At 60.5% G+C, this 12,578-nt stretch carries 10 protein-coding genes; 3 read left to right on the top strand and 7 right to left on the bottom strand.

Annotated features, from left to right (window positions below):
- Positions 1 to 231: 231 nt before the first annotated feature.
- Positions 232 to 1,569, top strand: a complete 1,338-nt coding sequence (glpT, locus tag NTD80_RS11800; protein WP_065902361.1) for a glycerol-3-phosphate transporter — start codon at positions 232 to 234, stop codon at positions 1,567 to 1,569.
- Here the strand turns inward: glpT and NTD80_RS11795 are convergent.
- Positions 1,566 to 2,219 carry a gamma-glutamylcyclotransferase gene (locus NTD80_RS11795; protein ID WP_065902362.1) on the bottom strand — a complete coding sequence of 218 codons (654 nt, stop codon included), beginning with the start codon at positions 2,217 to 2,219 and terminating at the stop codon, positions 1,566 to 1,568. The genes glpT and NTD80_RS11795 overlap by 4 nt on opposite strands.
- A 27-nt stretch (positions 2,220 to 2,246) precedes the next feature.
- Positions 2,247 to 4,634 (bottom strand): TonB-dependent receptor plug domain-containing protein, encoded by a 2,388-nt coding sequence (locus NTD80_RS11790; RefSeq protein ID WP_262133694.1) that lies wholly within the window; start codon positions 4,632 to 4,634, stop codon positions 2,247 to 2,249.
- A gap of 328 nt (positions 4,635 to 4,962) precedes the next feature.
- Here NTD80_RS11790 and NTD80_RS11785 point away from each other — a divergent pair, with 328 nt between their 5' ends.
- The gene (locus tag NTD80_RS11785; RefSeq protein ID WP_262133692.1) at positions 4,963 to 5,445 is read left to right on the top strand and encodes a sn-glycerol-3-phosphate transporter; all 483 of its coding nucleotides are present in this window, start codon (positions 4,963 to 4,965) and stop codon (positions 5,443 to 5,445) included.
- An 854-nt stretch (positions 5,446 to 6,299) separates the two neighbouring features.
- Here the strand turns inward: NTD80_RS11785 and NTD80_RS11775 are convergent.
- From NTD80_RS11775 to NTD80_RS11755, 5 genes are all read right to left on the bottom strand, one after another.
- Positions 6,300 to 7,268, bottom strand: a complete 969-nt coding sequence (locus NTD80_RS11775) for a CDP-6-deoxy-delta-3,4-glucoseen reductase (RefSeq protein WP_065902366.1) — start codon at positions 7,266 to 7,268, stop codon at positions 6,300 to 6,302.
- Positions 7,268 to 8,734 (bottom strand): 4-hydroxy-3-polyprenylbenzoate decarboxylase, encoded by a 1,467-nt coding sequence (ubiD, locus tag NTD80_RS11770; protein WP_065902367.1) that lies wholly within the window; start codon positions 8,732 to 8,734, stop codon positions 7,268 to 7,270. The genes NTD80_RS11775 and ubiD overlap by 1 nt, the downstream gene beginning before the upstream one ends.
- A gap of 156 nt (positions 8,735 to 8,890) precedes the next feature.
- Positions 8,891 to 10,150, bottom strand: coding sequence for a transcription termination factor Rho (rho, locus tag NTD80_RS11765; protein ID WP_003176825.1), 1,260 nt, complete (start codon positions 10,148 to 10,150; stop codon positions 8,891 to 8,893).
- 234 nt (positions 10,151 to 10,384) lie between these two features.
- Positions 10,385 to 10,714 (bottom strand): thioredoxin TrxA, encoded by a 330-nt coding sequence (trxA, locus tag NTD80_RS11760; RefSeq protein WP_015886460.1) that lies wholly within the window; start codon positions 10,712 to 10,714, stop codon positions 10,385 to 10,387.
- Between the two features lie 121 nt (positions 10,715 to 10,835).
- Positions 10,836 to 11,531 carry a FadR/GntR family transcriptional regulator gene (locus NTD80_RS11755; RefSeq protein WP_262133688.1) on the bottom strand — a complete coding sequence of 232 codons (696 nt, stop codon included), beginning with the start codon at positions 11,529 to 11,531 and terminating at the stop codon, positions 10,836 to 10,838.
- Positions 11,532 to 11,786: 255 nt separating this feature from the next.
- On the opposite strand from NTD80_RS11755, the gene NTD80_RS11750 reads away from it, so the two are divergent.
- Entirely contained in the window at positions 11,787 to 12,572 is a 786-nt protein-coding gene (locus NTD80_RS11750) for a transporter substrate-binding domain-containing protein (RefSeq protein WP_065902369.1), read from the top strand.
- Positions 12,573 to 12,578: the final 6 nt, after the last annotated feature.

Genomic DNA, 12,578 nt, shown 5'->3' with positions numbered 1-12,578 from the left:
ACACAAGTGCAGCTGCGAGACCACTCTCGCAGGCAAGCCAGCTCCCACCGTTGATCTCCCTGGGCCTCAAGACCTGATACCGACCATCACTTATCTATTAGCGACATGTTCGTAAGAGAACATGCGATTGCTCCCATTTCCTGTATTTGCGGATAAGAGGCAATGCTATTTTCGGTAACGAAACTGTAACATTCGCATCCGCAGTCAAAACAAGAAATTTGGAGCTCTTGAATGTTTGCTTTCTTTCGTCCTGCCGCACACCAGGCACCCCTGCCTGAAGAAAAAATAGACAGCACTTACCGACGCCTGCGCTGGCAGATCTTCGCCGGTATTTTCTTCGGTTATGCCGGCTACTATCTGCTGCGCAAAAACTTCTCGCTGGCCATGCCCTACCTGATCGACGAGGGTTACACCCGAGGTGAACTGGGCCTGGCGATGTCGGCCATCGCGATTGCGTACGGCCTGTCCAAGTTCCTCATGGGCCTGGTGTCCGACCGCTCCAACCCGCGCTACTTCCTGCCCTTCGGCCTGCTGGTGTCGGCGGGGGTGATGTTCATTTTCGGTTTCGCGCCTTGGGCCACGTCCAGCGTGACGATGATGTTCATTTTGCTGTTCATCAACGGTTGGGCCCAGGGCATGGGCTGGCCGCCAAGCGGGCGGACCATGGTGCACTGGTGGTCGCAGAAAGAACGCGGCGGCGTAGTCTCCGTGTGGAACGTGGCGCACAACGTCGGCGGCGGCCTGATCGGCCCGCTGTTCCTGCTCGGCATGGCGTGGTTCAACGACTGGCACGCAGCGTTCTACGTCCCGGCCACCGTGGCGTTGCTGGTGGCGGCCTTTGCTTTCATCACCATGCGTGACACCCCGCAATCGGTAGGCCTGCCGCCGATCGAGCAATACAAAAATGATTACCCGGAAGGCTACGACGCCAGCCACGAAGACGAATTCAGCGCCAAGGAAATCTTCGTCAAATACGTGCTGCGCAACAAAATGCTCTGGTACATCGCGTTCGCCAACGTGTTCGTCTACCTGCTGCGCTACGGCGTGCTGGACTGGGCGCCGACTTACCTCAAGGAAGCCAAGCACTTCACGGTCGACAAGTCGTCCTGGGCGTACTTCTTCTATGAGTGGGCGGGCATTCCGGGCACGCTGCTGTGCGGCTGGATGTCGGACAAGATCTTCCGGGGCAACCGTGGCCTGACCGGCATCGTGTTCATGGCGTTGGTGACCGTGGCGACCCTGGTCTACTGGCTCAACCCGCCAGGCAACCCGGTAATCGACATGATCGCGCTGTTCTCCATCGGCTTTCTGATCTATGGCCCGGTGATGCTGATCGGCCTGCAGGCGCTGGAACTGGCACCGAAGAAAGCCGCCGGTACAGCTGCGGGCTTCACCGGTCTGTTCGGTTACCTTGGGGGTTCGGTGGCGGCGAGTGCGGCCATGGGCTACACCGTGGACCATTTCGGCTGGGACGGTGGTTTTGTGCTGCTGATCGCCGCGTGCCTGCTGGCTATCGCGTTCCTGATCCCCACGCTGTGGCACACCAACAGCGTCAGCGCGGCGCGCTAACCGCCTGAGCAATCCTTGGCACAGCGCTTGAGCCGCGCCTCCAGGTTTTTATCTGGCATGGCGTGGCTACGCAGGGCGTTGACGGTCTGCTCGACATAATCGCGAGTCGTGCCGTAACGCCCGCAAGCGCTTTCCAGCACATGATTGAGCACTTCGTCGGGCAAGTTCCCGGCGTAGCTGGGCAAGTGCCGCTCCAATACAAACCCCAATGCCTGCACCTGGCTGCCATCTTCCAGACGGCAACTGAGCCAATGTGGCCGGTACGAGGGATAAGGCATTTCGCGGCGCCACAGGGCGTAGAGCGACGCTTCCAGCTGATCTTCCGGCAGCCGATAGGCAAATCCGCTGCAGGAACCCCCGCGATCCAGCCCGAACACCAGCCCCGGCAACTCCGGCGTACCCCGATGTTCGTGAGACCACAGGTACAGGCCCCGGTGATAACCGTGGACCCGTGCCCGCACCCGCTCGGTGGACGAGCATTCAGGACGCCAGATCAGCGAACCATACGCAAATAGCCAGACCGGCCCACCCTTGTGCCGACCCATGGTGGCCTGCATCGAGCTCAACAACTGTTCGTGAGTGAGTTGCGGCCCCAGATCGAGCCGCGGAGGGTAAGCCAATTGCAAAAGATCGGATTCAATGGCGGTCATGGCGAAAAGCGGTACGCCTCCTGTGTGTTACCAGTTGTAAGCAACTTTACCGTAATAAAACGCGCCGCTGTAACCGTACGGCGAAAAAGTGCTATAGGCGAGATTGCCACCACTGCTGGCGAAGGCGTTGACCTTTTCCGGGTATTTATCGGTGACGTTGTCGCCGCCCAGGGTGAACGTCCAGTTCTTCAGCTTGTAGTCCGCTGACAAATCCAGCACCCAGGCGGCCTTGAAGGTCTGGTCGTTGACCTTGTCCGCCTGGTAGCTGGTGAATTCACCATAGCGCACCAGGTTGCTGTGCAACGCCCAATTTCCGAAGGTGAAGTCGTTACCCAGGCTCAGCTTGTGCTGCGGCGTGGTATCGCCGAGCAACCCTATGCGCTCGCGACGGTCCACACGCAGCAGGTTCACGCCCAGGCTGTCGAGGATCGCCGGGTTGGCCTTCACGTCCGTCACCTTGGTGTGGTTGTAGTTGTAGCCTACGGTGCTGTTCCAGCGGATGCCGTTATCGAACTGGTAGCGATAGTTGGCTACCAGGTCGACGCCGTCGGTGCTGGTGTTGGTGGCATTGGTGAAATAGCGGGCACTGGTGTAGTTGATGTTGCCGACGCCATTGGCTTGCAGGTAGGCAATGGCCGCGGGGTTGAGGTTCAGGTTCGACGACAGGCTGATGCGATCGCGGATGTCGATGCGGTAGACATCGAGCGTCACGGTCAGGTCATCGGCGGGCTCCAGCACCAGGCCGAGGCTGTAGTTGCGCGACTTCTCGGCCTTGAGGTCTTCAGCGCCGAGCAGGCGGGCGACCTGGCTGTTGGCGGGAAAGGTACCCGCTTCCTGGATAGTGCTGCCGATCAACTGCGACGAGGTGTAGGCAAAGTTCTGCTGGGCCAGGGACGGCGCGCGAAAGCCATTGGAGACACTGCCCCGCAAGGCCACCTGCGGCGTGAAGTCATAACGCGCCGACAACGAGCCGCTGACATTGGAGCCGAAGTCGCTGTAGTCCTCATGGCGCACAGCCGCAGAAGCGCTGAGTTTTTCGGTGAAATTGGTTTCCAGGTCCAGGTATTGGGCCCAGTTATGCCGCGAGCTGGTGCCGGCATCGGCATCGCGGAATCCACCCAGGCCGGAGCTGCCGGTCTGGTAGTAGGACGCCGGCTCACCCGCCTCGATCTCGTAGCCCTGGTGCAGGTATTCACCGCCGAACGCTACCGAAACCGGATACGGCAGCCAGCCCACATCGAACTCGCGGGACAGGTCCAGGCTGACTTGTTTCTGATCGTTGCTCAGCGTGCCGTTATCGAACTTGCGCGGCGTGGCCAGGCCCAGGGAGGTGTTGATGGTTTCGGTGCTCAGCTCGTACTGGTTCTTGCCATAGTTGGCCGACAGATCGTAATGCCAGTCATAGGCCAGCAGGCCGCGCAGGCCTACCACCAGCGAGGTGTCCTCCAGGTTGCCCTTGATCAGCGGCAGGTAGCCGTTGGGGTTGAGCGCCGGAATGTTGTTGGAGCCATTGCTCGCCCGATAGAACGCCGCCGTCTCGCCCCGCCGCTTGCTATAGCCACCGAAGGTGTAGAACTCCAGCCCATCGTTGAAGGCATACTCGGAGTTGAACGCCAGCTTGCCTTCATTGGTTGCCGGTTCACCCTGGCGAAACACCTGCTGGCCGTAGGTGGTAGAGCCTACGCTGGCGGGTCGGAAGTCTTTACCGGCGCGGTTGGTGTAATCGTTGTCCGCCCCCTCGGCCGAGAGGTTGATGAAACCGTTGTCCCCTACTGCCAGACCGGTGTTGCCGCTGATATTGCGCTGGATACCATCGCCTTTCTTGTACTCGCCAAACTTGCTGGAGATCGAGCCGCCATGGTCGGCGTGCTTGAGGATCACGTTGATCACCCCGGCAATGGCATCGGAGCCATAGCGTGCGGAAGCGCCGTCGCGCAGCACTTCAATGTGGTCCACCGCCGACAGCGGGATCGCATTGAGGTCTGCCGGTGCCGAACCACGGCCTACCGCCCCGCCCAGGTTGACGAACGCGCTGGTGTGGCGGCGCTTGCCGTTGACTAGCACGAGCACCTGGTCCGGCGACAACCCGCGCAACTGCGCCGGGCGAACCAGCTCGGCGCCGTCTACCAGGCTTGGGCGCGGGAAGTTGATCGACGGAATCAGCCGCGCCAACACTGCCCCCAGCTCATCGGAGCCGGTACTGCGCAAACTATCGCCGGAAATCACATCGATAGGCGACAGCGACGCACTGGCCGTGCGCTCCTGGGCGCGGGTACCGGTAACGATGACGGTGTCGAGTTTGGGTGCATCGGCGGCGGGCGTTTGCGCCGCCAGGACTGGATTGAATCCCACAGCGGTCAGCAAATTGGCCGACAAAATCGCTGTGTACAACGCGTGTTTCTTGTAGCTCCCCATACCGCTCCCCTAAATCAAAATTCAGAACGTCAGTGTCCTGAGTTCGTACGATCGATCCGGCTGGCGGGCGGTAGCGGTCAGTTGTTGGTCATTGGAAGAAAAATCGGTAGTCCGTTGAGATATAGCTTAAAGATATTTATGTAACAAATTAAATACCTTTAAGGAATAAGCGAATGCATAAGCACGGCGCCCCACTCGTCAGGATTGAGGGTGGCAATCCCGTTACTTTCAGCCCGGGTTCAGCCTTGGGAATGCTCCTGCCGTCAAAATAGCGCGCACATCACGACCCACCTAGCCGCCGATCAAACCGACTATCGAGGTCGCACCCATGAAGACATTTCGACTGCCTGGCCTGTTGTTTCTCGCCCAGGCCACCACCGCGCTGGCCGGAGAGACACCGCCGGCCAACGACGACAAAGGTTTCTGGTACGCGCAGACCAGTGTCTACACCCGACACTTTGCGCCTGACCCGGACCACAACAACCACCAGGACCTGATCGGCCTGGAGCGCAATGAGGCGTCAGGCTTTGTGTATGGCGGGGCGACATTTCGCAATTCGTTCCGCCAGCGTTCCTACTATGCCTACGCGGGCAAGCGCTATGACGTGCCGGACTATCCGGTGTACTTGAAGCTGACAGGCGGGGCGATCCAGGGTTATCGCGGCGAGTACCGCGACAAGATCCCCTTGAACCGTTTCGGCGTGGCACCAGTGATCATTCCGTCGGTAGGCACCCATTACGGGCCGGTGGCGGCAGAGTTCGTACTGTTGGGATTCAATGCGGCGATGGTGACGACTGGCGTGCGCTTCTGAAGCTGACACGGTGCGAGCCAATGTGGGCGCGGGCTTGCGATTGCGGTATGCCAGTCAGCAGATATTGCGCTGACCCACCGCTATCGCAGGCAAGCCAGCTCCCACATTTGGGATGTATTTCAAGGTTGAAACCGAGTTGTGTCGTCAGCTCAAATGCCGGCGCCTCGAATCCTAAGCCCGAGCAGCGATCAAAACTGTGGGAGCGGGCTTGCTCGCGAAAGCGGTGGGTCAGTCGCTGAAGAGGGCGGCTGACCTGGCGCCTTCGCGAGCAAGCCCGCTCCCACATTTGGGCTGTATTTCAAGGTTGGAACCGAGTTGTACCGACCGCTCAAATGCTGCAGCACCCCGAATCCCCAGCCCGAACAACGATCAAAACTGTGGGAGCGGGCTTGCCCGCGAAAGCGGTGGATCAGTCGCTGAAGATGCTGGCTGATCTGGCGCCTTCGCGAGCAAGCCCGCTCCCACATTTGGGTTGTATTTCAAGGTTGGAACCGAGTTGTACCGACCGCTCAAATGCCGGCGCCTCGAATCCCAAGCCCGAAGAGCGATCAAAACTGTGGGAGCGGGCTTGCCCGCGAAAGCGGTGGGTCAGTCGCTGAAGATGCTGGCCGATCTGGCGCCTTCGCGAGCAAGCCCGCTCCCACATTTGGGTTGTGTTTCAAGGTTGAAACCGAGTTGTACCGACCGCTCAAATGCTGCAGCACCCCGAATCCCAAGCCCGAACAACGATCAAAACTGTGGGAGCGGGCTTGCCCGCGAAAGCGGTGGGTCAGTCGCTGAAGATGCTGGCTGATCTGGCGCCTTCGCGAGCAAGCCCGCTCCCACATTTGGGCTGTATTTGATGCTTGCTCGGCTCAGGGCCGAGGCGCGTAGGCGAACACATCGGCGCGCATCTGGTGTGCATCCATGCCGGCGTCGACCAGCGCGTCCAGGGTGCCGTAGATCATCGCCGGTGAGCCGCTGGCGTAGACATGCACCGCCTTGAGGTCGGCAATGTCTTCGCACACGGCTTCATGCAGCAGGCCGCAGCGCCCTTCCCAGCCGCACAGGTCGCTGACAACCTTGTGCAGGAACAGGTTGGGCAGTTGCTGCCACTGGTCCCAATGCTCGATCTGGTAGAAATCTTCCGGTCGACGCACGCCCCAATACAGGTGCACCGGGTGCTTGAAGCCGGATGCGCGGCAGTGCTCGATCAGGCTGTGCATCTGCGCCATGCCGGTGCCGGCGGCGATCAACACCAGCGGCCCGTCCGGCAGCTCCGCCAGGTGGGTGTCACCGAACGGCAGTTCGACACGCGCCATCTGGTTGCGCTGCAGCTGCTCCAACAGGCTGCGCGCGCTGTCTTCACGAACCAGCACATGCAGCTCCAGCTCGCGCCCGGCGTGAGGCGCCGACGCCAGGGAAAACGCCGACTTCTCACCGTTCTCCCGTTCGATCATCAGGTATTGCCCGGCGTGGTAACGCACGGCCTTGCCGGCCGGAGCCCGCAGGCGCACGCGCCACACATCGCCACCGACATCCACGCACTCACTCAATTGGCACGACAACTTGCGCAACGGCAACTCTCCCGGCGCCAGCACGCCATCCCACAATACAATGCAATCCTCCAGCGGCTCGGCGATGCAGGTGTAGAACTCACCGTGGTCACGCACCTCACCGCCTTGTTGCACCCGGCCCTCAACCAGCAACGCGGCACACACGTGGCACACCCCATTGCGGCACGCCTGGGGACACTCGTAGCCCAGGCGACGCGCGCCTTCGAGGATTCGCTCGCCGGGGACCAGCTCCAGCACCGCGCCGGAAGGTTGCAGGGTTACACGCATCAATCTATTCCCAATTCTTTCCAGATCGCATCGACACGCGCCGTCACGGCTTCATCCTTGACGATGACCCGACCCCACTCGCGGGTGGTTTCGCCCGGCCATTTATGCGTGGCATCCAGTCCCATCTTCGACCCCAGGCCCGACACCGGCGAGGCGAAGTCGAGGTAGTCGATCGGCGTGTTGTCGATCATCACCGTGTCGCGCTTGGGGTCCATGCGCGTGGTGATGGCCCAGATCACGTCGTTCCAGTCGCGGGCGTTGATGTCGTCGTCGGTGACGATAACGAACTTGGTGTACATGAACTGTCGCAAAAACGACCACACACCCAGCATGACGCGCTTGGCATGGCCCGGGTACGACTTCTTCATGGTCACGATGGCCATGCGGTACGAGCAGCCTTCGGGCGGCAGGTAGAAATCGGTGATCTCCGGGAATTGCTTCTGCAGGATCGGCACGAACACTTCGTTCAGCGCCACGCCGAGAATTGCCGGCTCATCCGGCGGACGGCCGGTGTAGGTGCTGTGGTAGATCGGCTTGATCCGATGGGTGATGCGCTCGACGGTGAACACCGGAAAGCTGTCGACTTCGTTGTAGTAGCCGGTATGGTCGCCGTAAGGACCCTCATCCGCCATCTCGCCAGGGTGAATCACGCCTTCGAGGATGATTTCGGCGGTGGCCGGCACTTGCAGGTCGTTGCCGCGGCACTTCACCAGTTCGGTACGGTTACCGCGCAACAGGCCGGCGAAAGCGTACTCGGAAAGGCTGTCCGGCACCGGGGTGACGGCACCGAGGATGGTCGCCGGGTCGGCGCCGAGGGCCACGGACACCGGGAACGGCTTGCCGGGGTGCTTCTCGCACCACTCGCGAAAATCCAGGGCGCCGCCACGGTGGCTCAGCCAACGCATGATCACCTTGTTGCGGCCGATCACTTGCTGGCGATAGATGCCGAGGTTCTGGCGGTCCTTGTTCGGGCCCTTGGTGACGGTCAGGCCCCAGGTGATCAGCGGGCCGACATCGCCGGGCCAGCAGGTTTGCACGGGGAGCATGGCAAGGTCGACGTCATCGCCTTCGATGACCACTTCCTGGCACACCGCGTCCTTGACCACCTTGGGCGCCATGGCAATGATCTTGCGGAAGATCGGCAGCTTCGACCAGGCATCCTTGAGGCCCTTGGGTGGCTCAGGCTCCTTGAGGAACGCCAGCAGCTTGCCGATCTCGCGCAGTTCGCTGACCGACTCGGCGCCCATGCCAAACGCCACGCGCTCGGGGGTGCCGAACAGGTTGCCGAGCACCGGGATATCGAAACCGGTCGGCTTCTCGAACAGCAGCGCCGGGCCCTTGTTGCGCAGGGTACGGTCGCAAATCTCAGTCATTTCCAGCACCGGCGAAATCGGCATCTGGATACGTTTCAACTCTCCGCGCTGCTCAAGTTGCTGCACGAAATCCCGAAGATCCTTGAATTTCATTAACCATGCCACCCGTAAAATAGGCGTACATCCTACCTGCTCTGGCGGCGGCTGGCAGCTTATCGCGGTGCATTTGCGTGCCGAAGGTGCTTAAAAAACGCACGAAAAAAAATGGCGCCCCTGGGGGCGCCATTTTTTCGGACCTGAAACGTCGTATTACTTACGCTTCATCGACAGGAAGAACTCGTCGTTGGTCTTGGTGGTTTTCAGTTTGTCGATCAGGAACTCGATGGCGGCAACTTCGTCCATCGGGTGCAGCAGCTTGCGCAGGATCCACATGCGCTGCAGTTCGTCGTCGGCAGTCAGCAACTCTTCGCGGCGGGTGCCGGAGCGGTTGATGTTGATGGCCGGGAAGACGCGTTTTTCCGCGATGCGACGGTCCAGGGGCAGTTCCATGTTGCCGGTACCCTTGAACTCTTCGTAGATCACTTCGTCCATCTTCGAGCCGGTTTCAACCAGCGCGGTGGCGATGATGGTCAGCGAACCGCCTTCCTCGATATTCCGCGCGGCGCCGAAGAAACGCTTCGGTTTCTCCAGGGCGTGGGCGTCAACACCACCGGTCAATACCTTGCCGGAGCTCGGGATCACGGTGTTGTAGGCACGGGCCAGGCGGGTGATGGAGTCGAGCAGGATCACCACGTCTTTCTTGTGCTCGACCAGGCGCTTGGCCTTCTCGATCACCATTTCGGCAACCTGCACGTGGCGGGTTGGCGGCTCATCGAACGTGGAGGCAACCACTTCGCCGCGCACAGTGCGCTGCATTTCGGTCACTTCTTCCGGACGCTCATCGATCAGCAGCACGATCAGGTGAACTTCAGGATTGTTACGCGCGATGTTCGCGGCAATGTTCTGCAGCATGATGGTCTTGCCGGCTTTCGGCGGTGCGACGATCAGGCCACGCTGGCCCTTGCCGATCGGGGCGCACAGGTCGATCACTCGACCGGTCAAGTCTTCGGTGGAACCGTTACCGGCTTCCATCTTCATGCGCACGGTCGGGAACAGCGGGGTCAGGTTCTCGAAGAGAATCTTGTTTTTTGCGTTCTCGGGGCGATCGAAGTTGATCGTGTCGACCTTGAGCAGGGCGAAATAACGCTCGCCTTCCTTCGGAGGGCGGATCTTGCCAACGATGGTGTCACCGGTGCGCAAGTTGAAGCGACGGATCTGGCTCGGCGAGACGTAGATATCGTCTGGGCCGGCGAGATAGGAGGCGTCTGCAGAGCGGAGGAAGCCGAAGCCGTCCTGGAGAATCTCCAGCACGCCATCACCGGAGATTTCCTCGCCGCTTTTCGCGTGCTTCTTGAGCAGGGAGAAAATCACGTCCTGCTTGCGCGAACGGGCCATATTTTCTATGCCCATTTCTTCGGCCAATTGGAGCAGGTCGGTAATCGGCTTTTGCTTGAGTTCAGTCAGATTCATATAGGAATGACGTAATCATTTATGGAGGGGGGAAATTAAGCTTTTGGCTTAATGAGGCCGCGCCGCAGAGAAGGCGACAGGATCGCGTACTAATCGAAAAGGAATGCGTCGGCGACGGCTTGCAGGGGGCAGTGGAGAAACCAGTGCGGGGCCGAATGTACCACCTGAGTTTCGGAGCGTCTAGCCCTGTTTCACGAAAAAGCCCCGCAATTTGCGGGGCTTTTTTGACGCCGTTTAGATGTTCGCGTCGAGGAAAGCTTGCAGCTGGGACTTCGACAGCGCGCCAACCTTGGTGGCCTCGACGTTGCCGTTCTTGAACAGCATCAACGTAGGAATACCACGCACGCCATGCTTGGCCGGGGTTTCCTGATTGTCGTCGATGTTCAGCTTGGCAATGGTCAACTTGCCTTCGTAGGTGGTTGCAATGTCGTCCAGGACCGGAGCGATCATTTTGCAAGGGCCACACCATTCAGCCCAGTAGTCAACCAGCACCGGGCCAGCAGCCTTGAGTACTTCGGCCTCAAAGGTCGCGTCGGTGACGTGCTTGATAAGATCGTTGCTCATGGATGTCTCCGGATTGTAAGCAAAAAAAACGTTGCCCATCATAGCCGCCCTTCCCCCGTTCAGGAAGCCGCCTCTGATTGAGTCTTCCTATGATGGCGCATGAGTTTGGGTATGGCCCGACTCAGGGCGTGACGGGCGTCACGAAGGCGATGCCAGTGCGCAATGCCGCATTGCGCACGTGTTCCTGCATGGTTTTTTGTGCCGCCACACTGGCGCGACGGGCCAGGGCGCGCAGGATCCTGCGGTGCTCCTGCCAGGTCTCCATGGCCCGCTCCGGCCGGATGAACGGTAGTTTCTGGCTCTCCAGGAACACCTCGGCGCTGGCACTCAGGATGCTCACCATCGCCTGATTGCCGCTGGCCAGGAGGATGCGCTGGTGGAATTCGAAGTCCAGCCGGGCCGCCGCTTCAAAGTCACCGGCCTTGAGCACCTTGCGCATCGCCTCGACGTTATCTTCCAGGCTGTCCAGCTCATCAAGGGTCAAGGTCATCGCCGCCAACCCTGCCGCAAACCCCTCGAGGGCGTAGCGCAACTGGAAGATATCCAACGGCGTGGCCTGCGCCGCGAAGGGCCAGGCAAACCCCGGCGCCTCTTCTGCCGCCTGCACGAACACGCCTTTGCCCGGCTGCACGCTGACCACCCCCAGGGCACTGAGGGACGACAACGCTTCGCGCAATGACGCCCGACTCACCCCCAACTGCACCGCCAGGTCGCGCTGGGACGGCAGGGCGTCGCCCGGCCCGAAGCCTTGCTCCTTGATCAGTTTACGGATGGCCTGCAGGGCCGCTTCCGGTACGGCTTGGGCGATGGAATTCATAAAAAACTCAAGGTTCTCGTCATCAGAGCGGCTAGTTGTAAAGCTATTCGAAGGCCACGGCAAGCCACGCCCCAAAGGGGCTCGCGGGGTTTTACCGGCGCTCGAAAAAGGTGCGAAAAGCCTTCTGACTGTTCAGACCAGTAAGACCACCAAACCTCAACAAATCCCGGCCCTTCAGACGATTCCGAGAGGGCTGGCATGGGCTGTGCACTGAGCAAAATCAGAAAATTCCTTCGCCCTTCTCGGAGAGTTGCCATGACCAAGCGCTACAGCGCCCTGCTCACTGCCCTGTTTGCCAGCCTGATGCTGAGCCAGGCACCCGCCCAGGCCAACGGTCTGGACGATATTGTCGCCCGTGGCACCCTCAAGGTCGCCGTGCCCCAGGACTTCCCGCCCTTCGGCTCGGTCGGCCCGGACATGAAGCCTCGCGGCCTGGACATCGACACCGCCAAGCTGCTGGCCGACCAGCTCAAGGTCAAGCTGGAACTGACCCCGGTCAACAGCACCAACCGCATTCCGTTCCTCACCACTGGCAAGGTTGACCTGGTGATTTCCAGCCTGGGTAAAAACCCCGAGCGCGAAAAGGTCATCGACTTCTCCCGGGCCTATGCACCGTTCTACCTCGCCGTGTTCGGCCCGCCTGACGCGGCGATCAGCACCACCGACGACCTCAAGGGCAAGACCATCAGCGTGACCCGTGGCGCCATTGAAGACATCGAGCTGACCGCCGTGGCGCCCAAAGAGGCCACGATCAAGCGCTTCGAAGACAACAACTCGACCATCGCCGCCTACCTGGCCGGCCAGGTCGACCTCATCGCCAGCGGCAACGTAGTGATGGTGGCGATCAGCGAGCGCAACCCGAAACGCGTGCCGGCGCTGAAAGTGAAACTCAAGGATTCGCCGGTGTACGTCGGCGTGAACAAGAACGAGCCGGCGTTGCTGGAGAAGGTCAACCAGATCCTGGTCGCGGCAAAAGCTGACGGCAGCCTGGAAAAGAATGCAATGCAATGGCTCAAAGAGCCACTGCCTGCCGATCTGTGAAGCGGA

This window comes from Pseudomonas sp. 13B_2.1_Bac1, from assembly GCF_025466155.1.
Lineage (GTDB): Bacteria > Pseudomonadota > Gammaproteobacteria > Pseudomonadales > Pseudomonadaceae > Aquipseudomonas > Aquipseudomonas aylmerensis.
This window is presented reverse-complemented; position numbering and strand designations above follow the sequence as displayed.

Coding starts and splice junctions, on each gene's coding strand:
- NTD80_RS11750 (WP_065902369.1), top strand. CDS start 11,787: ATGACCAAGCGCTACAGCGCCCTGCTCACTGCCCTGTTTGCCAGCCTG.
- NTD80_RS11795 (WP_065902362.1), bottom strand. CDS start 2,219: ATGACCGCCATTGAATCCGATCTTTTGCAATTGGCTTACCCTCCGCGG.
- NTD80_RS11790 (WP_262133694.1), bottom strand. CDS start 4,634: ATGGGGAGCTACAAGAAACACGCGTTGTACACAGCGATTTTGTCGGCC.
- trxA (WP_015886460.1), bottom strand. CDS start 10,714: ATGAGCAACGATCTTATCAAGCACGTCACCGACGCGACCTTTGAGGCC.
- ubiD (WP_065902367.1), bottom strand. CDS start 8,734: ATGAAATTCAAGGATCTTCGGGATTTCGTGCAGCAACTTGAGCAGCGC.
- glpT (WP_065902361.1), top strand. CDS start 232: ATGTTTGCTTTCTTTCGTCCTGCCGCACACCAGGCACCCCTGCCTGAA.
- NTD80_RS11775 (WP_065902366.1), bottom strand. CDS start 7,268: ATGCGTGTAACCCTGCAACCTTCCGGCGCGGTGCTGGAGCTGGTCCCC.
- rho (WP_003176825.1), bottom strand. CDS start 10,150: ATGAATCTGACTGAACTCAAGCAAAAGCCGATTACCGACCTGCTCCAA.
- NTD80_RS11785 (WP_262133692.1), top strand. CDS start 4,963: ATGAAGACATTTCGACTGCCTGGCCTGTTGTTTCTCGCCCAGGCCACC.
- NTD80_RS11755 (WP_262133688.1), bottom strand. CDS start 11,531: ATGAATTCCATCGCCCAAGCCGTACCGGAAGCGGCCCTGCAGGCCATC.